21 protein-coding genes and 1 tRNA gene are annotated in these 20483 nt (G+C 71.6%); 21 read left to right on the top strand and 1 reads right to left on the bottom strand.

All coding sequences use genetic code 11. The features are described from left to right. The first annotated feature begins 6 nt into the window (after positions 1-6). The 12 genes from C8E84_RS09150 (at position 7) to C8E84_RS09100 (ending at position 10136) form a co-directional block, all read left to right on the top strand. Positions 7-1380: a glycosyltransferase gene (locus C8E84_RS09150; RefSeq protein ID WP_159901456.1), complete on the top strand. Its 1374-nt coding sequence runs from the start codon at positions 7-9 to the stop codon at positions 1378-1380. Positions 1381-1404: 24 nt separating this feature from the next. Continuing rightward, a complete protein-coding gene (locus C8E84_RS09145) occupies positions 1405-1854 on the top strand; it encodes an SCP2 sterol-binding domain-containing protein (protein ID WP_159901454.1) in 450 nt (149 codons plus the stop codon). Positions 1855-1895: 41 nt separating this feature from the next. Further along, positions 1896-2021 carry a hypothetical protein gene (locus C8E84_RS18380; protein WP_281348929.1) on the top strand — a complete coding sequence of 42 codons (126 nt, stop codon included), beginning with the start codon at positions 1896-1898 and terminating at the stop codon, positions 2019-2021. Between the two features lie 33 nt (positions 2022-2054). Then, complete coding sequence (locus C8E84_RS09140; protein WP_159901452.1) at positions 2055-2846, top strand: MerR family transcriptional regulator; 792 nt, start codon at positions 2055-2057, stop codon at positions 2844-2846. Positions 2847-3015: 169 nt separating this feature from the next. Further along, entirely contained in the window at positions 3016-3660 is a 645-nt protein-coding gene (gene tmk, locus C8E84_RS09135) for a dTMP kinase (protein WP_159901450.1), read from the top strand. Continuing rightward, positions 3657-4796, top strand: a complete 1140-nt coding sequence (locus tag C8E84_RS09130) for a DNA polymerase III subunit delta' (RefSeq protein ID WP_159901448.1) — start codon at positions 3657-3659, stop codon at positions 4794-4796. The genes tmk and C8E84_RS09130 overlap by 4 nt, the downstream gene beginning before the upstream one ends. Positions 4797-4922: 126 nt before the next feature. Then, complete coding sequence (locus C8E84_RS09125; protein ID WP_159901446.1) at positions 4923-6461, top strand: alpha/beta hydrolase; 1539 nt, start codon at positions 4923-4925, stop codon at positions 6459-6461. Positions 6462-6581: 120 nt separating this feature from the next. Beyond that, positions 6582-6658: transfer RNA gene (locus tag C8E84_RS09120), tRNA-Thr, on the top strand. Positions 6659-6840: 182 nt separating this feature from the next. After that, positions 6841-7428, top strand: coding sequence for a DUF7282 domain-containing protein (locus C8E84_RS09115; RefSeq protein WP_159901444.1), 588 nt, complete (start codon positions 6841-6843; stop codon positions 7426-7428). Continuing rightward, the gene (locus C8E84_RS09110) at positions 7421-8833 is read left to right on the top strand and encodes a sensor histidine kinase (RefSeq protein WP_159901442.1); all 1413 of its coding nucleotides are present in this window, start codon (positions 7421-7423) and stop codon (positions 8831-8833) included. The genes C8E84_RS09115 and C8E84_RS09110 overlap by 8 nt, the downstream gene beginning before the upstream one ends. Positions 8834-8837: 4 nt before the next feature. Further along, positions 8838-9518 (top strand): response regulator transcription factor, encoded by a 681-nt coding sequence (locus C8E84_RS09105; protein WP_159901440.1) that lies wholly within the window; start codon positions 8838-8840, stop codon positions 9516-9518. A gap of 81 nt (positions 9519-9599) precedes the next feature. Further along, positions 9600-10136, top strand: a complete 537-nt coding sequence (locus tag C8E84_RS09100; protein WP_159901438.1) for a DUF427 domain-containing protein — start codon at positions 9600-9602, stop codon at positions 10134-10136. Between the two features lie 51 nt (positions 10137-10187). On the opposite strand, the gene C8E84_RS09095 is transcribed toward C8E84_RS09100, so the two are convergent. Next, complete coding sequence (locus tag C8E84_RS09095; RefSeq protein ID WP_159901436.1) at positions 10188-10823, bottom strand: inorganic diphosphatase; 636 nt, start codon at positions 10821-10823, stop codon at positions 10188-10190. A gap of 103 nt (positions 10824-10926) precedes the next feature. Between C8E84_RS09095 and C8E84_RS09090 the strand changes: the two genes are divergently transcribed. The 9 genes from C8E84_RS09090 to C8E84_RS09050 all read left to right on the top strand — a co-directional run bounded on the left by C8E84_RS09090 (position 10927) and on the right by C8E84_RS09050 (position 20459). Further along, positions 10927-12375, top strand: a complete 1449-nt coding sequence (locus tag C8E84_RS09090) for a D-alanyl-D-alanine carboxypeptidase (RefSeq protein ID WP_159901434.1) — start codon at positions 10927-10929, stop codon at positions 12373-12375. Between the two features lie 28 nt (positions 12376-12403). After that, the gene (locus tag C8E84_RS09085; RefSeq protein WP_159901432.1) at positions 12404-13456 is read left to right on the top strand and encodes a zinc-dependent metalloprotease; all 1053 of its coding nucleotides are present in this window, start codon (positions 12404-12406) and stop codon (positions 13454-13456) included. A gap of 106 nt (positions 13457-13562) precedes the next feature. After that, positions 13563-14654 (top strand): tRNA lysidine(34) synthetase TilS, encoded by a 1092-nt coding sequence (gene tilS / locus C8E84_RS09080; RefSeq protein ID WP_159901430.1) that lies wholly within the window; start codon positions 13563-13565, stop codon positions 14652-14654. Positions 14655-14693: 39 nt separating this feature from the next. Next, positions 14694-15245, top strand: coding sequence for a hypoxanthine phosphoribosyltransferase (hpt, locus tag C8E84_RS09075; protein WP_170296274.1), 552 nt, complete (start codon positions 14694-14696; stop codon positions 15243-15245). Between the two features lie 242 nt (positions 15246-15487). Continuing rightward, a complete protein-coding gene (gene ftsH, locus C8E84_RS09070; RefSeq protein WP_159901426.1) occupies positions 15488-17593 on the top strand; it encodes an ATP-dependent zinc metalloprotease FtsH in 2106 nt (701 codons plus the stop codon). Next, entirely contained in the window at positions 17580-18221 is a 642-nt protein-coding gene (gene folE / locus C8E84_RS09065; RefSeq protein ID WP_159901424.1) for a GTP cyclohydrolase I FolE, read from the top strand. The genes ftsH and folE overlap by 14 nt, the downstream gene beginning before the upstream one ends. Positions 18222-18236: 15 nt before the next feature. Further along, on the top strand, positions 18237-19085 hold the full coding sequence (gene folP / locus C8E84_RS09060; RefSeq protein WP_425495951.1) for a dihydropteroate synthase: 849 nt from the start codon (positions 18237-18239) through the stop codon (positions 19083-19085). After that, on the top strand, positions 19078-19968 hold the full coding sequence (gene folK / locus C8E84_RS09055) for a 2-amino-4-hydroxy-6-hydroxymethyldihydropteridine diphosphokinase (protein ID WP_159901422.1): 891 nt from the start codon (positions 19078-19080) through the stop codon (positions 19966-19968). Before folP ends, folK begins: the two co-directional genes overlap by 8 nt. Further along, positions 19965-20459 (top strand): DUF3180 domain-containing protein, encoded by a 495-nt coding sequence (locus C8E84_RS09050; protein WP_159901420.1) that lies wholly within the window; start codon positions 19965-19967, stop codon positions 20457-20459. The genes folK and C8E84_RS09050 overlap by 4 nt, the downstream gene beginning before the upstream one ends. Positions 20460-20483: the final 24 nt, after the last annotated feature.

The following is a 20483-nucleotide window of genomic DNA, read 5'->3' as shown; positions in this document are numbered from 1 at the left end:
CGCGCGGTGGCTCGTGTCCTCGTCGCGACGGTCCCCGTACCGGCCCACACCCGTAATGCCCTGCCCATCGTGGCGCGGCTCGTCGAGCGTGGGCACGAGGTGGTGTGGTTCGCCAGCCGACACTTCCATGACGACATCGAGGCAGTCGGCGCGACACCGGTGCCCTACGGGCTCACCCGGGACTTCGACGGGGAACGGCTCCTCGCGGAGTTTCCCCAGCTCGCCGGGTTGCGCGGGCCCCGGGCCATCGGTCGGGCCTATGCGGACGTGTTCGTCGGTGGGGCCCGCCACCGCGTCGCTGACCTGTCCGCCCTGCTGGCCGAGCAGCCGGTCGACGTGATCCTCTGCGACGGGCTCTCCTACGGGGTGAGCCTGCTGGCCGAGGTGCACGGGGTGCCGTACGCGACCATCGGGGACGGGCCGATCGCGCACGCCCACGGGCCGACCCCGGCATTCGGGCCGGGGTTGCAGCCCATGTCCGGCCCGCTGTCCGCTCCGCTGTCCCGGCTGCGGAACCACGCCGTGCGCACGGCCACCCGACGGTGGATCCTCGCGCAGGCACAGGCCGACCACGACGAGGTACGTGCCGACCTGGGGCTGGCACCTGATGACCGCAGCGTTCTCGAGGTGTCGATGTCCCCACTGCTGCACCTGCAGGGGTGCACGCCGTCGTTCGAGTACCCGACCCCGACCATGCCGGCATCCGTTCGCTGGATCGGTGCGCTGCGACCGGACCCGCCGGCGAACTGGTCGCCCCCGGCGTGGTGGGACGAGCTCCTGGCGTCGAGCCGCCCGGTGGTCCACGTGACCCAGGGCAGCATCCGGCCCGACATGCGGGAGCTGATCGTGCCGGCGCTGCGGGCCCTGGCCGACGAGGATGTGCTCGTCGTCGTCACCACGGGCCGTGTCCCCGAACCCGAACTGGTCGCCGACCTCGGGATGCCGTTGCCTGAGAACGCCCGGGTGTGTGAGTTCATCCCCTACGACCTGCTCCTTCCGCACGTCGACGTCTGCGTGGCGAACGGCGGTTACACCGGGGTCACGACGGCGCTGCACCACGGGGTGCCCCTGGTCCAGGTCGGGTCGAGCGAGGAGAAGGCCGAGATCGGTGCCCGGATCCGGTGGAGCGGAGTCGGGGTGCGGATGCGCGCGGCGAGCCCGTCGCCGCGTCGGCTGCGTGCGGCCGTGCGGCGCGTGCTCCACGATCCGGCGTACCGAGCCGCCGCGCAGCGAATCGGGGCCGAGATGCGCAGCCACGACGCGGGGCGCGAGGGTGCCGACCTCGTGGAGCGACTCTGCGCCCCGGCGACGGCGCGTGGCGCCCTTGCCCCCGAGGGTTACTCGACAGTAGGTTCTGGGGACAGCCCGGGCCGTCCATGACCGGGGCACGACCCCGGAGTTGTCATGCCGCTGAACCCCGAGACCATCGCATCGCTGTCGCCCGCCGGCCTGTTCGCCCTCATCACGAGCATGTCCGACGCCGACATCCGCTCCGACCTCGGCGGTGAGCACCGCCAGGAGATCCTCGAGGCGGTCTTCGCCCACTTCCCCGCGCAGTTCCGCCCCGACAAGGCCGGCGACCGCTCGGCACGCATCGACTTCCGGATCACGGGGGGCCCGGGGGACAGCAGCGACACCTACGCGGTCGTCGTCGAGAACGGCACCTGCCGCATCGAGCCGGGCGCGAGCGAGGCCCCCGACCTCTCGCTCATGCTCGGCCCGGTCGAGTTCCTCAAGCTCATCACCGGCTCCGGCAACCCGGCGATGATGTTCATGATGGGCAAGATCAAGGCCCGTGGGGACATCGGCCTGGCCACCGCCCTGGCGAACTGGTTCGAGTCCCCGAAGGGCTGACGCCCCGCCGAACTTTCTCGCCCGGTGCCAGAAGCTTCACCATGACACCACTTCATCAGTGGTGCGAACCTGAATCTTGTGGTGCGAACCCGAGGCGCGAGGTGCGACGCCGCGCCCCGGCATCCGGCATCCGGCATCCGGCATCCGGCATCCGGCATCCGGCTTGACCCTCACGCGACGTGAGGCGTCACGGTGGTGACATGACCGCAACGAGCCAGCACACTGCATCCGTGGAACTCACGGTGGGACAGGTGGCGCAGACCTTCGGCGTCACGGTGCGCACCCTGCACCACTACGACGCGCAGGGTCTCGTCGTGCCGAGTGCGCGCACCCACGCCGGGTACCGCCTCTACACGGATGCCGACCTGTCCCGGCTCGCGACCGTCGTCACCTACCGCCGACTCGGCCTGCCGCTCACCGAGGTGCGCGACCTGCTCGACGGGCAGGGGACGGCATCCGAGCACCTGCGACGCCAGCGCGAGGCGGTCCTGACCCGGCTGGGCGAGCTCACCGAGCTCGTCACGGCCATCGACGCAGCACTGGAGGCAGAGATGAACGACCGACCCGCCACGACCGAGGAGCTCAAGGGCCTGTTCGGCGACGGATTCTCCGACGAGTACCAGGCCGAGGCCGAGGAGCGCTGGGGCGACACCGACGCGTGGAAGCAGTCCGCTGCTCGCACCAAGCGCTACACCCCGGCCGACTGGGAGCAGGTCAAGGTCGAGGTGGATGCCGTCAACGCGGCGTTCGTGGCCGCCCTCACCTCGGGTGCCGCCCCCGATTCGGACGAGGCGATGGCTGCCGCCGAGACGCACCGCGTGCACATCGCGCAGCGGTTCTACGACCTCGACCACGCGTTCCACCGGAACCTGGCCGACATGTACGTCGCCGACCCGAGGTTCACGAAGACCTACGAGGACCTCGCGCCCGGGCTTGCGCAGTACGTGCACGACGCCATCCACGCGAACGCCGACCGGCACGACGCGCTCTGACCCCCCACAGCCCTGGTCGAGAGTATGCGAATCGCCGCTGGGAGCACTCCACTGACGGCGATTCGCATACTCTCGACTGGTGGGGGCGCCGGATGGGGTGCCGGTGGGGGCAGGCAAGGGCGGATGCCGTGGGACGCCAGTGTCGTGGCGCTGGCCTAGGCTCGCCTGCGTGACAGGACACGACGGGTTGTTCATCGCCTTCGAGGGCGGTGACGGCGCGGGCAAGTCGACCCAGGTGCGGCTGCTCGCGCAGGCCCTGCGTGCCCGAGGGTGCACGGTCACGGTCACCCGCCAACCCGGCGGCACCGAACTGGGCGCGGCGATCCGTGACCTCGTCCTGCACGGCGACCACGTCTCACCCCGGGCCGAGGCGCTGCTCTTCGCCGCGGACAAGGCCCACCACGTCGACCAGCTGGTCCGCCCTGCCCTGGAACGCGGCGAGGTCGTGCTCACCGACCGCTACACGGACTCCTCCGTCGCCTACCAGGGGGCCGGGCGCGACCTCGGGGCTGCCGAGGTGCACGACCTGCAGATGTGGGCGGTGCACGGCCTCGTGCCCGACCTCACGGTCATCGTCGACATCACCGCTGCCGAGGGCCGGCGCCGCCGGGGCGGAACCCACGATCGGCTCGAGTCCGAGGCCGACGCCTTCCACGAGGCCATTCGCCACCACTTCCTCACCATGGCGGCCGAGCACCCGGACCGCTACCTCGTCGTCGACGGCACGCAGCCGCCCGAGCACCTGCACGAGCAGGTGATCGCCCGACTCGAGGTGATGGGCCTCGTGGCCGCGGACCCCGGTGCCGCGCCGTGAGCGTCTGGCGTGACGTCATCGGTCAGGAGGTGGCCGTCGCGACGCTCGAGCACGCGGTGAGCATTCCCGCGGCGATGACCCACGCCTGGCTGTTCACCGGCCCACCCGGGTCGGGTCGCTCGGTGGCGGCTCGCGCCTTCGCGGCCGCCCTGCTCTGCCCGGACGGTGGCTGCGGCACGTGCCGCGAGTGCCGCACGGCGCTGGAGGCCACCCACGCCGACGTCGACGTGATCGCGACCGAGGGGTTGACGATCAAGGTCGAGCAGGCGCGCGACCTCGTCCAGCTCGCCGCCAGGAGCCCGTCGGTGGGGCGCTACCGGGTGATCATCGTCGAGGATGCCGACCGCCTCACCGAGCGTGCGGCCGACGCACTGCTCAAGGCCCTCGAGGAGCCCACGCCCAGGACGGTGTGGATGCTGTGCGCTCCCTCCGTCGAGGACGTCATCATCACGATCCGTTCACGCTCGCGGCACGTGCGACTGCGCACCCCGTCGGTCGAGGCCGTCGCCGATCTGCTCACCCGGCGTGACGGCATCGACCCGCCGATGGCGCTGTATGCCGCGCGGGCCGCCCAGTCGCACGTCGGTCTGGCGCGCAGGCTCGCCCGTGACGAGCACGCGCGCATCCGTCGTCACGACGTCGTCGCGCTCGCCGCGAAGATCTCGAGCGTCGGGGATGCCGTGGGGGCAGCCGGTGACCTCGTCACCATCGCGACGGAGGAGTCGGCCGCGGCCTCCAGCGAACGGGACGCCGCAGAGCGGGCCCGGCTGATGGAGGTGCTCGGGGCCGATCCGTCGGCGCGCACCCAGCCGCCGCACATCCGCTCGCAGCTGTCGTCGCTGGAGAAGGAGCAGAAGACCCGGGCGACTCGCTTCACCCGCGACGTCATCGACCGGTCGCTGGTCGACCTGCTGTCGGTGTACCGCGACGCGCTCGTGCTGCGCACCGGCGCCGGGACGCCGCTCATCAACGAGGACAGTCGCCAGGTGGTGCAGCGCGTCAGCGAGGTCTTCGAGGCCGAGGCACTGTTGCGCGCCATGGACGCGATCGGCACCGCCCGAGAGCGCATCGGCGCCAACGTCAACCCGCTCCTGGCCCTCGAGGCGATGGCGCTGCAGCTGCGGCTGCCCCGCTGAGGCGACCCGCGCGGCATCCGACCCGCTTCCAGCCGGACTCGGTGGGGGCACCCGATGTGCAGCCGCGACCGGATCGTGACCTGCTCGATTCCGCCCCGCGCAGCGTGCTCGCTTATCGTGCGAGCCATGAGACGCCGACGCTTTGCTGCCCTTGCCGGTGTCGCGGTCGCCGCCCTGATGGCGTCCGCGTGCACGCTCCCCGGGATCGGCGGCTCCGGCGACGAGCGCACCTCGGTGGCGCCGCAGACCCCACCTCCGGGTGCCGAAGGGCTGGCCTCCTTCTACTCCCAGCAGCTTGCGTGGAGTGACTGCGAGGGGGCGCAGTGCGCCACGCTGACGGTTCCGCTCGACTACGCGCAGCCGGACGGCGACACCATCGAGGTGTCGGTCATCAAGGTCCCGGCAGCGCGTGACTCGAAGCGGATCGGCTCGCTCGTCGTCAACCCGGGTGGCCCCGGTGGGTCCGGGGTGGACTATGCGCGGGCGGCTGACTTCATCGTCGGCAAGGGAGTGCGCGACGCCTACGACGTCGTCGGCTTCGACCCGCGCGGGGTCGGCCGGTCGGCTCCGATCGACTGCCTCACCGACGCCGACCTCGACACCTTCCTCGGGTCGGACCCCACGCCGGACGACGCGGCCGAGGAACAGTCGTTCGCCAGGAACGCCGAGGGCCTGGGTCAGAGCTGCGCCACCACTGCCGGGCCGCTGCTGGGGCACGTGTCCACGCAGGACGCCGCCCGCGACATGGACATCCTGCGAGCGGCGCTCGGCGAGGAGAAGCTCACCTACCTCGGCAAGTCCTACGGCACCTACCTCGGCACCATCTACGCCGATCTCTTTCCGGCGCAGGTCGGCCGGATGGTGCTGGACGGCGTCGTCGCGCCGGATCTCACGGCTGAGGAGATCAACCTGGGTCAGGCCAAGGGCTTCGAACGAGCCACCCGCGAGTGGGCGGCGTACTGCGTCGAGGAGGGCGACTGCCCGCTCGGCGACTCCGTCGACGAGGTCATGGAGGGTCTGCGCGCCTTCCTGCGCGCGGTGGACGTCAACCCCCTGCCACGCACCGGTGACAACGCCGTGCCCCAGCTGACCGAGGGCTGGGCCTCGCTGGGCATCGCCGCCGCCATGTACGACCAGGGGCAGTGGCGAACCCTCGTGGACGCCATGTCCGAGGCGCTCAAGGGTGACGGCACCTCGCTCATGCAGCTCGCCAACCAGTACGCGGACCGCAACCCGGGCGGCCAGTACGCCGGCAACATCATGGAGGTCATCTACGCGGTCAACTGCCTCGACAAGCCCGAGACCAACGACGTGGCCGAGCGCGCCCGTCTTGCCGAGGAGTCGGTGGCGCAGGCGCCCACGTGGGGGCCGTTCCTCATGTGGAGCTCGCTGCCGTGCGGCCTCTGGCCGATCGAGCCCACCGGTGGGCCGAAGACCGTTGCGGCACAGGGGGCGGCGCCCATCGTCGTCATCGGCACGACCCGCGACCCCGCCACGCCGTACGAGTGGTCGGTGCGGCTGCGCGACCAGCTGGCCGACGCCTCGCTCATCACCTTCGACGGTGACGGGCACACGGCCTACACGCGCTCGAACGACTGTGTCGACAAGGCGGTCGATGCCTACTACCTCAAGGGCACCGTGCCCAAGGACGGCTTGTCCTGCTGACGAGGCGGGATGCCGTCCGGCTGGTTGGTCCTCCCTCGCGCCCTGAGCAGGGGCGGGATTCGCGCCGATCGCGGTCGACTCGTATACTCGTGCGGCGTGCCTGAGCCAGCTCGGACACCTGCCGCCTTAGCTCAGTCGGCCAGAGCGATTCACTCGTAATGAATAGGTCATCGGTTCGATTCCGATAGGCGGCTCCACCGTTGTACCGAAAGCCCTCCCGGCACCTGTCGAGGGGGCCTTCGGCGTTCTGCGGGGGCGCGTCGGTGCCCAGCAAGGGCCCACAGGACCATCAGCTCCAAGAGTTGGTGGCGGGCCGAGCATGAAGGATCCTTCATGTGACCCTCACGCTGGGCTCACCCGGACGAGGCACGATGGACCCATGCGCACGACCCGAGGAGCCGCCAGGCGAGCAGCATCGCTCGCCCTCGTTGCCGCCGTGGCGCTCGGGGTCAGCGCCTGCGGTGCCGACCCCGAGCCGGAGGTCGTCGGTGCCCCGATCGTGCTGTCCAGCTCGCCAGCGAACCCCGGCGGCACGGCATCCGACACCCCCACACCGACCACACCGGCGACCCCGACGCCGCCGAGCCCTTCGTCAACCGTGGCGCCGGGCGGTGCCGCCCCGGTCGTGGCGGTCGTGCGAGATGCCGCTGCCGAGGTGGACGTCGACGACCAGCGCGGTGACGGCAGCACCGTTGCCGTCCAGCAGGTGCGCCTGCCCACCACCGACGGGCACGTCGTCGTCATCGACCCCCGAAGCCGCGCGGTGCTCGGCAGCGCCTCGGTGACGGCGGGCACGACGCGCACCGCCACGGTCCGGCTGACCACGCCGGTGCAGGCCAGCGGCGAGCTGGTCGCCCTCCTGTACGCCGATGACGGCGACGGCCGGTTCGACCCGACGACCGACGCGGGTGTCGTCGATGACGACGGCGAGGCCGTCGACGAAGACTTCGAGTACACCGTTGGCTGAGTTAGCCGCGCGGTCCTGGCGCCCTCGCGACTCGGCCCGGGCCCGGCTGCTGCTCGTCCAGCTGGCGCTGGTCGCGCTGGCCCTGCTCGTCAGCCTGGTCATCACCCGGCAGTACCTCTTGGCGCGTGTCGACGACCGCATCGACGCCGCCCTGACGCAGGAGGTCGACGAGTTCCGGGCGCTGGCCCAGACCGGAATCGACCCCGTGACCCGGTCGCCGTTCGATGACCCCCGACGGCTCATCCAGCTGCACCTCCAGCGCAGCATCCCCCAGGCGAACGAGACCCTCATCGGGTTGGTCGACGGGGTGCCGGTCAGCCGCGTCGCGCAGGAGCCGCCAGCTCGTCTGGACCTCGATCCGGATGCCGTGGCCGCCTTCGCGGCCGCACAGGACACCCGCCTCGGTCAGGTCCGGACCGAGCGCGGGGTGGTCACCTACCGCGTCGTCCCGGTGCTCGTCGAGGGCTCGACCACTCGAGGGGCGCTGGTGGTGGGCGTGTTCCGCGACCTCGAACGACGCGAGGTCGACGTCGTCACGTACGTGCTCCTCGGTGCGGGGGCCGTCGGGCTCCTCATCGCCAGTGCCCTCGCGTGGGTGGCCGCGGGTCGGGTGCTGCGACCCGTGGACGACGTGCGTCGCGCAGCCGAGGAGATCGGCGCCTCCGACCTCTCGCGGCGCCTCGAGGTGCGCGGGACCGACGAGGTCGCCCAGCTCGCGGGCACCTTCAACGGCATGCTCGACCGGCTCGAGCACGCCTTCGCCGACCAGCGGCAGTTCCTCGACGACGCGAGCCACGAGCTGCGCACGCCGATCACCATCGTGCGGGGCAACCTCGAGACGCTGAGCGAGGTGCCAGCCGAGCGCGCGGCATCCATGGCCGTGGTCCTCGACGAGCTCGACCGGATGGGACGCCTCGTCGAGGACCTGCTCACCCTCGCGCGCTCGGACGGCCCGGACTTCGTCGTCCTCGGGTCGGTCGAGCTGAGCGAGCTCACCCTCGGCGTGCTGACCCGTGCGCGCTCGCTGGCCGAGCGCGACTGGCAGCTCGACGAGGTCGGTGCCGGGTTCTTCAGTGCCGACGAGCAGCGCGTTCTCCAGGCCATGCTCCAGCTCGCCGAGAACGCCGTGGCGCACACCGGGCCCGGCGACCTCATCCGGATCGGCAGCGCCATCAGCGAGGACTCGGTCGACCTCTGGGTGCACGACAGCGGCCCGGGCATCGCCCCCGAGCAGCGGGCCCGGGTGCTCGAACGCTTCGTGCGGGCCGGCACGTCACGCGCCGACGGCGCGGGGCTGGGCCTGGCGATCGTCGCGGGCATCGCCCGGGCACATCACGGTGAGGTCGTCATCGACGACACGGATGCCGGGGCGCGGGTTCGCCTGCACCTGCCGGTGAGAGGGTGATCCGGTGGCACGCATCCTGATCGTCGAGGACGAGACCCGCATCTCCGACTTCCTCGACCGCGGCCTGCGCGCTGCCGGGCACACGACCTCGGTCGCTGCCGACGGCGCCACGGGCCTGCATCTGGCGCTGGCCGGCGACATCGACCTCGTCGTGCTGGACCTCGGTCTGCCGGACCGTGACGGGCTCGAGGTGCTGGCCGACCTGCGGGGCAGTGGCAGTGACGTCCCCGTCATCGTGCTGACAGCCCGGGGAGGGGTGCGTGACACCGTCGCCGGCCTCACCACCGGTGCCACCGACTACGTCGTGAAGCCGTTCCACTTCGCCGAGCTCGAGGCCAGGGTGGCGCTGCGCCTCGCCGAGTCCCGACGGGCGGGCGCTGGCACCACGCGCGCCGACGACACGCGGCTCACCGCTGGCGACGTCGAGCTCGACCTGCTCGAGCGGCGGCTGACCGTCGCGGGCGTGGACCACGACCTGACCGAGCGCGAGTTCCAGCTGCTCGAGACCCTCCTGCGCCACGCCGGCCAGGTGCTCTCGCGAGAGCAGCTCCTCGACCTCGTGTGGGGCTTCGACTTCGCCCCGGGGTCCAACGTCGTCGACGTCTACGTCGCCCAGCTGCGCTCCAAGGTCGGTCGCGACCGGATCGAGACGGTGCGGGGCGCGGGCTACCGCTTCCGACGCTGACCGCACCCCACGGCATCCGCCCGCTGTGCCCGGTGTCGAAGGCTGAACGGGTCGCAGGGCGAGCCGGATTAGCGTGGTGCCATGTCAGAGCGAGGCAATCGCCGCCACCCGCACCCGCACCCGGTCGCTGCGGGGCAGGAATCCGTGTGGGACTACCCGCGGCCGCCCCGGGTCGAGGCCAGCGCCGAGCACGTGCAGGTCTGGTTCGGCGGGGTCCTCATCGCCGACACCACCACGTCGCTGCGCGTGCTCGAGACGAGCCACCCGCCGACCTACTACCTGCCCGAGGGAGCGTTCGTGGCGGGGGCGCTGCGTCACACGGCCGGCTCGACCTGGTGCGAGTTCAAGGGCGTCGCCTCGTACTTCGACGTCGTCGGTGGGGACGCCGCGGGCGCGGGTGGGGATGCCGTCGCGCCGCGCGCCGCGTGGGCCTACCCCCACCCCAGCCCCGGCTTCGCGGCGCTCGTCGGCCACGTGGCCCTCATGCCGGGCGCGATGGATCGCTGCCTCGTCGACGGCGAGGTCGTGAAACCCCAGGCCGGCGGGTTCTACGGAGGGTGGATCACCTCGCGGGTGGTCGGCCCCTTCAAGGGAGAGCCCGGCACCCGAGGGTGGTAGCCCGAGCCGCGCGGGTGGTCCACGGCCGGCCCCGTCCACCGGGGCCTGTGCTCAGTCGTTGTCGCTGAGCGGGTTCTCCTTGGTGGCCAGGCCGCTGCGAGCGCGCTCGGACGCTGCCGAGATCTCCTCGGGGGTGCGCTGCGAGGAGCCGCCGTCCCAGACGAGGTCGTCGTGCTCCGGCATGCGCCAGCGGGCCGTGGAGATGCCGGCATCCTTGGCGCGGGCGATGGCTTCACGGATGCAGTTCTCGGCCTCCTCGCGGCCCGCCCAGTGGGCGCCCTCGACCGACTTGCCGGGCTCGAGGTCCTTGTAGGTCTCGAAGAAGTGCTGGATCTCGAGGCGGTCGAACTCGCTGACGTCCTCGATCTCCCGGATGTGGTACTTGCGCGGGTCGCCCGCCGGGATGCACAGGATCTTGTCGTCACCGCCGGCCTCGTCACGCATGTGGAACATGCCGATCGGGCGGGCGCGCACGAGGCAGCCGGGGAAGGTCGGCTCGTCGAGCAGCACCAGGGCATCGAGCGGGTCGCCGTCCTCACCGAGGGAGTCCTCGATGTAGCCGTAGTCCGAGGGGTAGGCCATCGCGGTGAACAGCATCCGGTCCAGGCGGATGCGCCCGGACTCGTGGTCGACCTCGTACTTGTTGCGCTGCCCCTTGGGGATCTCGATGGTGACGTCGAACTCCACGACGGGCTCTCCTTGCGTGAGGGTGCTGGGGGTGACAGGCGGTTGACCTAGGCTCTTTGCACAGTGTGGCCCATTGGCGGGGTCGAGGGCGAAGGGAGTGGCCGTGAGACGAGTCATGCTCGCCTCCCTCGCCGTCCTCGTCGCGACCACGGGCTACGTCGCGGCCGACGTCATGGACGTCGCACCCGGCATCCTCACCCTCGATCGTCCGGTGGCGATCCCCACGCCGACGGTGTCCGGCACCCCGGCGCCGGTGCTGCTCCCGGTCCCGGCAGCCACGGTTGACCCGATGCTCACCGACGAGGGCGCCACGGCGCCGCTGCCCACGGCGAAGGGCCTGGCCGACGCTGTCGGTGGTGCCTCGGACGACCCGGCCCTCGACGGCGGTGTCGGCATCAGCGTGCGCGACGCCATCACCGGGGACGAGCTCTACGCGCTCGACGCCGACCAGCCGCGGGTGCCCGCCTCGACGGCCAAGCTGCTCGCGGCGCTGGCCGTCGCCGACACGCTCGACCTGCGCGAGGCGATGACGACGCGCGTGGTCGCGACCCCGGGGTCGAGCGACCTCGTGCTCGTCGCCGGCGGCGACACCCTCCTCGCGCCGGGCAAGGGCACGCCGGATGCCGTGGCCGGGCGCGCCGGTCTGGCTGACCTCGCGTCCCAGGTCGCCGCGGCGCTCAAGCCCACCGGTACGACGGAGGTCACCCTGCGCCTCGACCTCAGCTGGGCGCCCGGGCCGCGCTACCCGCCGGCGTGGAACCCCGATGACGTGCGCGACGGCTTCACCCAGGCCGTCGTCATGACCGGGCTCGCGACACAGCTGCCCGCTGCGGGGCGCCCGTCACCGATCCGCCCCGAGACGGAGGTGGCGAAGGCCTTCGTCGCAGCGCTCAAGGCCAAGGGGGTGAGCGCCACCCTGGCGCCCGACAAGACCTGGGGCGACCCGGCATCCGAGGATGCCGTCGAGCTGGGCAGCGTGCGCTCGGCCACCTACGGCGAGGTGCTCGACCTCGCGCTGGACCGCAGCGAGAACGCCCTCACCGAGAACCTCGTGCGCCAGGCCGCCGCCACGGCGGGTCTGCGAACGACCAGGGGCGGTGACAACGCCGCGTTCATCGTCGAACGGCTGACGGCGCACGGCATCCCGACCGAGGGGCTCGTGCTCAAGGACGCCAGCGGGCTCAGCCCCGGTCAGGCAGCGAGCGCGGCCACGCTGTCGGGCGTGCTCCAGCTGGTCGCGACCGACAACCCTGACCAGGTTCCGGGCTTGCGCGACGTCATCGCCGGGCTGCCGGTCAGCGGCGTGTCCGGCACGATGCGCGGGCGCTTCTCCTCCGACGCCACGCAGGACGTCGTGGGGGTGCCGCGTGCCAAGACGGGCACCCTGAAGGCGGGATCGTCGCTCGCCGGGACGACGGTCACCGCAGACGGCCGCCCGCTGACGTTCGTCGTGCTCGTCGACGAGTTCCCGAAGGACTTCGGGGGAACGCTGCGTGCTCGGGCCGCGTTGGACCGCATCGTGGCCGCCCTGACCAGGTGCGGCTGCCGCTGACGCGGCACAACGGAGAGGCTGGGCCCACGTGGGATACGTCGACTGGGAGTTCGCGAAGACAACCGGGCGGAAACTGGTGGCCGCCGGGCCCTCGGTCACCCGTGAGGAAGCCATCGCCGAGGTCGAGGCCATCCGGGCCGCCGCCGCTGCGGCGCGTGAGCCGGTCGCCGAGACCGCCCGGCTGCGCACCCCCGACGACGCGCCGGACGCCCTCGTCGTCGACCGCGCCACGTGGATCGCCGTCAACGCCGACTCGATGAGCGCCATGCTCGACCCGACCTTCGAGGAGATCATCGCCAAGCGGGGCGACGGTGCAGCGGCCACGCCCAACGCGACCGTCGCCGCGGTCGGGGCCAAGGTCACCGGCGCGGAAGCCGGGGCCCTGCTCGCGTTCATGGCGAGCAAGGTGCTGGGGCAGTACGACCTCGCGCCCGGGGGCACGCCCGCCCTCATGCTCGTCGCCCCGAACATCATCGACGTCGCCACGACCCTCGGGGTCGACCGTGCGGACTTCCGCGCCTGGGTGTGCATGCACGAGGAGACCCACCGGGTGCAGTTCACCGCCAACCCCTGGCTGCGCGAGCACCTCATCACGCAGGCCCGGGAGCTGGCCGTCGACCTCGCACCCGACTCCGAGCGGCTCGGTGAGCTGACGGAGCTGCTGACCCAGCGCCTGCCCGAGGTCTTCCGCGAGGGCAGCACCGGGCTCGCGGGGCTGTTCACCACACCCGAGCAGCGCGAGAAGATGGCCGACCTCACCGCCGTCATGTCCCTGCTCGAGGGGCACGCCGACGTGGTCATGGACGACGTGGGCCCGGCGCACATCCCGACCGTCGCGCACATCCGGGCGAAGTTCAGCGAGAAGCGCAAGGGTGCCGGAGCCCCGGACCGGATGCTGCGCCGCCTGCTCGGTCTCGAGGCCAAGCTGCGCCAGTACCGCGACGGGGCGGTGTTCGTGCGCGGGGTGCAGGCGTCTGTCGGGGTCGAGGGGTTCAACGCGATCTGGGCCTCGCCGCAGACGCTGCCGCTCGCCCGTGAGATCCAGGACCCGCAGGCCTGGGTCCGTCGCGTCCACGGCTGACCTTCCGCGACCTATTGCGATCCAGCCACCGTCGCGCGGTCAGAAACCTCCCGAAAAGGGTGGCTGGATCGCAATATGTCGCTGAGGTGGTGTGGAGGATGGGGTGGTGACTCGAGCGTGGGGCAAGCCGGATGCCGCGACGGCCGCCGTTCGCGTCGCCGTCCGCCGCGTCCTCGCCGAGCTTGCGCCACCACCGGCACCGCAGTCCCCGGCTCGAGCCCCGCAGGCCGACAACGTGGTCGCGGCGGATGGGCTGACACGAGGTGACCACGACGCGGATGCCGCGGCGCCTCCTCTCGTGCTCGTTGCCTGCAGCGGTGGCGCGGACTCCCTGGCCTTGGCTGCGGCGACGGCGTTCGAGGCGCCGCCGGCCGGGGTGCGCGCGGGGGCGGTGGTGGTCGACCACGGCCTGCAACCTGACTCGGCGCACGTCGCGGACCGCGCGGCGCAGACCCTGCACGCCCTGGGCCTGGACCCGGTCGAGGTGATCCGCGTCGAGGTCACCACCGACGGTGACGGGGTCGAGGCCGCCGCCCGGACAGCCCGCTACCGCGCCCTGGAGGAGGCCACGCACAGCCACGGCGCCACCCTCGTGCTGCTCGGGCACACCCTGGACGACCAGGCCGAGCAGGTGCTGCTGGGCCTGGTTCGTGGATCCGGTGCCCGATCCCTGGCCGGGATGCCGTCCGCGCGAGGTCGTTTCCGCCGTCCCCTGCTGAGCATCACCCGTGACCAGTGCCGGGCCTCGGCCGCGGCGCAGGGCCTGACCTGGTGGGACGACCCGATGAACGAGGACCCCACCTTCGCACGCGTGCGGGCTCGGCGGGCGGTGGCCGATCTCGAACGCGACCTCGGGCCGGGGGTCGCCGCGGCACTGGCGCGAACGGCATCCCACCTTCGCACTGATGCCGACCACCTCGATGCCGCAGCCGACGCCGCCGTGAGCGCGCTGGGTGGGGGGCCGTGGCCCGTCGAGGCGCTGCACGGCATCCCGGCCGCCGTGCGCTCGAGGGTGTGGAGGCGCCTGCTGACGGCCGCGGGCGCCCCAGCAAGCCAGGTCTCGACCCGTCACGTCGAGGCCTGTGATGCCCTGCTGACGGCGTGGCGCGGCCAGGGTCCGATCCACGCGCCGGGGGCTCTTCTGGTGAGGCGATCCGGCAGTCGGGTGTCCATCGCCCCCTCGGCTCTGGTTGAGTAGGTCAACGACGTCACCCGCCCCACCACACCAGGAGCTGCAGTGGACGCTGCCCACATGGGAGCCGATCTCGAGAAGGTCCTCATCACCGAGGAGGAGATCCACGCCAAGCTCGACGAACTGGCCGCGATGATCGCGCGCGAGTACGACGGCAAGGACCTGCTGCTCGTCGGGGTGCTCAAGGGAGCGGTCATGGTGATGGCAGACCTCATGCGTGCCCTGCCCATGACGGCACCGGTGGACTGGATGGCGGTGTCCTCCTACGGGTCCGGCACCAAGAGCAGCGGGGTGGTGCGCATCCTCAAGGACCTCGACACCGACATCACCGGTCGCCACGTGCTGATCGTCGAGGACATCATCGACTCCGGTCTGACGCTGTCGTGGATCAAGGCCAACCTCGAGTCGCGCAACCCGGCCTCGGTCGAGATCTGCACCCTGCTGCGCAAGCCGGAGGCCGCCAAGGTCGACGTCGACGTCAAGTGGGTCGGGTTCGACATCCCCAACGAGTTCGTCGTCGGCTACGGACTGGACTTCGCCGACGCCTACCGGGGGTTGCGCTGCGTCGGGACCCTCGCCCCGCACGTCTACAGCTGACCGCGCGCCGTACCGGAATCGACCAATAGGTCACCGCAGGTACGCCCCCGCCGTACCGGAATCGACCAACAGGTCACCGCAGGTACGCCCGCGCCTCCATGTCGGATGCCGTTGCTCGCCGCGGTCGGAACACGGGGGGAACGGGGCGCGTTGCTAGCGTGTACCCGTTCCTGCCCGGCCTGAGCGCTGGGCGGCCGAAAGACCCACGAGCAGGAGGACCGGAGCGCGAGCTCCGCACCCACATGGACTTCAAGCGCATCTTCAAGGCCCCGTTGTTCTGGGTGCTGGCCGTCGTCGTGGTGATGCTGACGGTGTTCTCCTTGGACGGTGACGGCGGCTACACGACCATCACCACGGCGCAGGCCGAGAAGCTCATCGCCGACAAGAAGGTCGACAAGGCCCAGATGACGACGGAGAACGTCCTCACCCTGGACCTGCGCGACGGCCAGACCTTCAGCGACGAGGCGAACAACATCAGCGGGGCCACCAAGGTGCGCGCCGAGTTCGTCGACGCCCGCGCCGAGCAGCTCGTGGACGCCCTGCGCACCAACCTGCCGAACGGGTACAACGACAAGGTCGAGAGCACCAGCGCGTTCTGGACGATCTTCATCAGCTTCTTCCCCGTGCTGCTCCTCGTCGGTCTGTTCTGGTTCCTCATGAGCCAGGCGCAGGGCGGTGGCTCGCGGGTCATGCAGTTCGGCAAGTCCAAGGCCAAGCTCGCGACCAAGGACACCCCCAAGGTCACCTTCGCCGACGTCGCGGGTGCCGACGAGGCCGTCGAGGAGCTGCACGAGATCAAGGAGTTCCTCTCCGAGCCGGCCAAGTTCCTCGCCGTCGGCGCCAAGATCCCCAAGGGCGTGCTTCTCTACGGTCCTCCCGGAACGGGCAAGACCCTGCTGGCCCGCGCGGTGGCCGGTGAGGCCGGGGTGCCGTTCTACTCGATCTCCGGGTCCGACTTCGTCGAGATGTTCGTCGGTGTCGGTGCCTCCCGTGTTCGTGACCTGTTCGAGCAGGCCAAGGCCAACGCCCCGGCGATCGTGTTCGTCGACGAGATCGATGCCGTGGGCCGCCACCGTGGCGCGGGCCTCGGTGGTGGGCACGACGAGCGCGAGCAGACCCTGAACCAGCTCCTCGTCGAGATGGACGGGTTCGACGTGAAGACCAACGTCATCCTCATCGCCGCGACCAACCGCCCCGACATCCTCGACCCGGCCCTGCTGCGTCCGGGCCGTTTCGACCGGCAGATCGCCGTCGAGGCCCCCGACATGATCGGTCGCCACCGTATCCTCGAGGTCCACTCACAGGGCAAGCCGATGGCCTCCGGCGTCGACCTGCTCGCCGTCGCCCGCCGCACGCCCGGCTTCACCGGTGCCGACCTGGCCAACGTGCTCAACGAGGCCGCGCTGCTCACGGCCCGTGGTGACAAGAAGCTCATCGACGACGAGGTGCTCGACGAGGCCATCGACCGCGTCATCGCCGGACCGCAGAAGCGCACCCGCATCATGTCGGCCAAGGAGCGCAAGATCACGGCCTACCACGAGGGTGGCCACGCGCTGGTGGCGGCGGCGATGAACCACACCTCGCCGGTCACCAAGGTGACGATCCTGCCTCGCGGGCGTGCTCTCGGCTACACGATGGTGATGCCGACCGACGACAAGTACTCCACCACCCGCAACGAGATCCTCGACCAGCTCGCCTACGCCCTCGGTGGCCGTGTCGCGGAGGAGATCATCTTCCACGACCCGACGACCGGCGCCGCGAACGACATCGAGAAGGCCACGGGCATGGCCCGCAAGATGGTCACCGAGTACGGCATGAGCGAGCGGGTCGGTGCGATCAAGCTGGGCCAGAGCCAGGGCGAGGTGTTCCTCGGCCGCGACATGGGCCACCAGCGTGACTACTCCGAGCAGGTCGCCGCGGTCGTCGACGAGGAGGTCCGCAGGCTCGTCGACGACGCGCACGACGAGGCCTGGCATGCCGTCAACGACAACCGCGACATCCTCGACCGCCTCGTGCTCGACCTGCTCGAGAAGGAGACGCTCAACGCGGCCGAGCTCGCCGAGATCTTCAAGGACGTGCGCAAGCGCCCGGTGCGCGAGCTGTGGCTCTCCAGCGAGCACCGCACGCTCTCGGACCGTCCGCCGGTGCTGACCCCGGCCGAGCAGGCTGCCCTCAACGGTCGCAGCAACGGCTCCGGTGCCCCCGCGGGTGCCTCGGTGAACCCCGGCAACCCGAGCACCGAGGCCGACATCGACGCGGCGGCCCGCGCCGGCGCCCCGACGCAGGTCGAGGACACCCCGCCGACCCAGATCATCCAGGTCCCGGACGGTGGACGTGTCGACGGCTGAGGTCGGCGCTGGCGACACCGGCGACGACAACGGCGACGACAACCGCGTCGGCCCGCGCGGGGTTGACCTCGCCCGGGCCGAGGCCGCGGTGCGCGAGCTGCTGTTCGCCATCGGCGAGGACCCCGACCGTGAGGGCCTGCGCGAGACCCCGGGCCGGGTGGCCCGCGCCGCCCGCGAGCTCTACGCCGGCCTCGACCAGGACCCGGCCGACGTGTTGTCGACGACCTTCTCGATCGACCACGAAGAGCTCATCATCGTGCGCGACATCCCGATGTACTCCACGTGTGAGCACCACCTGCTGCCCTTCCACGGCGTCGCGCACATCGGCTACATCCCGGCCGAGGATGGCAAGGTCACCGGGCTGAGCAAGCTCGGCCGCCTCGTCGAGGTCTTCGCCCGCCGCCCGCAGGTGCAGGAGCAGATCACCACCCAGGTGGCCGACGCCCTCGTCACCCACCTCGGCGCCCAGGGGGTCATCGTGGTCATCGAGGCCGAGCACCTGTGCATGTCGATGCGTGGTGTGCAAAAGCCCGGGTCGCGCACCATCACCTCCGCCGTGCGCGGCCAGCTGCGCGACCCGGCCACCCGCGCCGAGGCGATGTCGTTGCTGCTCGGCGGCAAGCGCTGACGTGGTGACCCGCTCGTGACGCCATCGGCGTCGACGCTGCCCGAGGCTCGCGGCGGCCGCCCCCTCGTCATGGGCGTGGTCAACGTGACCCCCGATTCGTTCAGTGACGGCGGGGCCTGGTTCACGCCGCAGGATGCCGTGGCGCACGGTCGCGACCTCCTCGCCGCCGGTGCAGACCTCCTCGACGTGGGCGGTGAGTCGACCCGGCCGGGGGCCGAGCGGCCGAGCGCGGCGGAGGAGCTGCGCCGGGTGCTGCCTGTCATCGAGGCGTTGCGGGACGTCGCCGCGGTGTCGGTCGACACGATGCGGGCCGAGGTTGCCGCGGCGGCGCTGGATGCCGGTGCGGTCGTCGTCAACGACGTCAGCGGTGGCCTGGCCGACCCCGAGATGGGTGCGCTGGTCGCCGAGCGCGGCGTGCCGTTCATCGCGATGCACTGGCGGGCGCACAGCACCGTCATGCAGTCGTTCGCCGTCTACGACGACGTCGTGGCCGACGTCTCGCGCGAGCTGATGGCACGCGTCGAGGCGCTGACCGCTGCCGGAGTCGCCGCCGAGAACATCGTCCTCGACCCGGGCTTCGGCTTCGCGAAGAAGGCCGAGCACAACTGGGAGCTGCTGCGCCGCCTCGACGAGGTCATGGCGCTCGGGCACCGACTGCTCGTCGGCACGTCCCGCAAGACCTTCCTCGGGCACGTCGGGCGCACCTCGGATGCCGTCCGGCCCCCTCTCGATCGCGACGTCGCCACGGCGGTCACGACGGCGCACGTGGCCCGGCTCGGCGTGTGGGCGGTGCGGGTGCACGACGTCGTCAGCACCGTCGACACCCTCGACGTCGTCGACGCGCTGCGAGGCACCCATGAGTGACCGCATCGTCCTCAGCGGGGTGCGGGGCCGGGGGTTCCACGGGGTCTTCGAGCACGAGCGCCGCGAGGGGCAGGAGTTCGTCGTCGACGTGGCGCTGTCCGTCGACCTTGCCGCGGCCGGGGCCAGTGACGACCTCGTCGACACCGTCAACTACGGCGAGATCGGCGCCGCGGCGCTGGCTCGCATCGAGGGTGAGCCCTTCGACCTCATCGAGCGACTGGCCGAGGTCATCGCCGCAGATGCGTTGTCGCACAGCGCCGTCGACGAGGTCACGGTGACGGTGCACAAGCCGCAGGCGCCGGTGGGCGTGCCGTTCGGCGACGTGACGGTGTCGGTGACGCGGCAACGGCATCCGGTGCCTGTCGTCATCGCGCTGGGAGCCAACCTCGTGCGCGGCGAGGACTCGCCCGCTGACACCCTGGCCGCAGCGGTTGCCGAACTCGAGTTCGACGTGGGGCTGACCGGCATCCGGGTGTCGCCGACCTACGACACCACACCGGTCGGTGGGCCGCCCGGCCAGCCCGACTACGCCAACGCGGTGCTCGTGGGGCGCACGACGCTCTCGCCGGCGTCGTTGCTGCGGGCGCTGCACGCCGTGGAAGCGGGCTTCGATCGCACCCGCGAGGTGCGGTGGGGGGCACGCACCCTCGACCTCGACCTCGTGCAGTACGGCGACCCGGCATCCGGCACCGATGTCGTGAGCGAGCGAGCGCACCTGACCCTCCCGCACCCCCGGGCCCACGAGCGGGCATTCGTGCTCGTGCCGTGGCTGGCGGTCGACCAGGCCGCGGTGCTGCGCCGAGGTGGTGACGTGGTGGCGGTGGCCGATCTCGTCGGCACCGTCGACACCCATGGGGTGCGCCTGACTGAGGACGAGTCGTGAAGGCGCACAAGGAGATCCGGCTGCAGACCCTGGCGCTCGTCGCCGCGGTGACGGGCGTGATCGGTGTGCTGGTGTTCTCGCTGCTGACGCGCGGCGGCTCCCTGGTGCCCCGGCCGTCGCTGCTCGCCGGGGTGCTGCTCGTCGCCATGGGCGGGATCGTGCTGTGGCTGGCCCGGCCGGTGAAGCGCTACCTCGAGGGTGAGGCCAAGGGCACGCTCGACCCGCTGCGCGCGGCGCGCGTCGTCGTGCTGGCGCAGGCGGCCGCGCTGACCGGGGCGGCCGCAGCCGGCTGGTACCTCAGCCAGATCGTCGTCGTCGCGACCGACCTGTCACTGGTGGCCAACCGAGGTCGGCTGCTGCCGCTGTCGGCGCTGGTGGTGGCTGCGCTGGCCCTGGCGGCCGCTGGCGTGGTCGCCCAACGCTGGTGCCGCATCGACCCGCCGGATGCCGGCGACGCAGACTCCCCGCCCGCGGCACCCTCCGCGTCGTAGGGCCGCGTCTGCCACCCTTCTTGG

The organism is Ornithinibacter aureus, assembly GCF_009858245.1.
Lineage (GTDB): Bacteria > Actinomycetota > Actinomycetes > Actinomycetales > Dermatophilaceae > Fodinibacter > Fodinibacter aureus.
The sequence above is the reverse complement of the archived record's forward strand: the minus strand, read 5'-3'. Positions and strand labels throughout refer to the sequence as shown.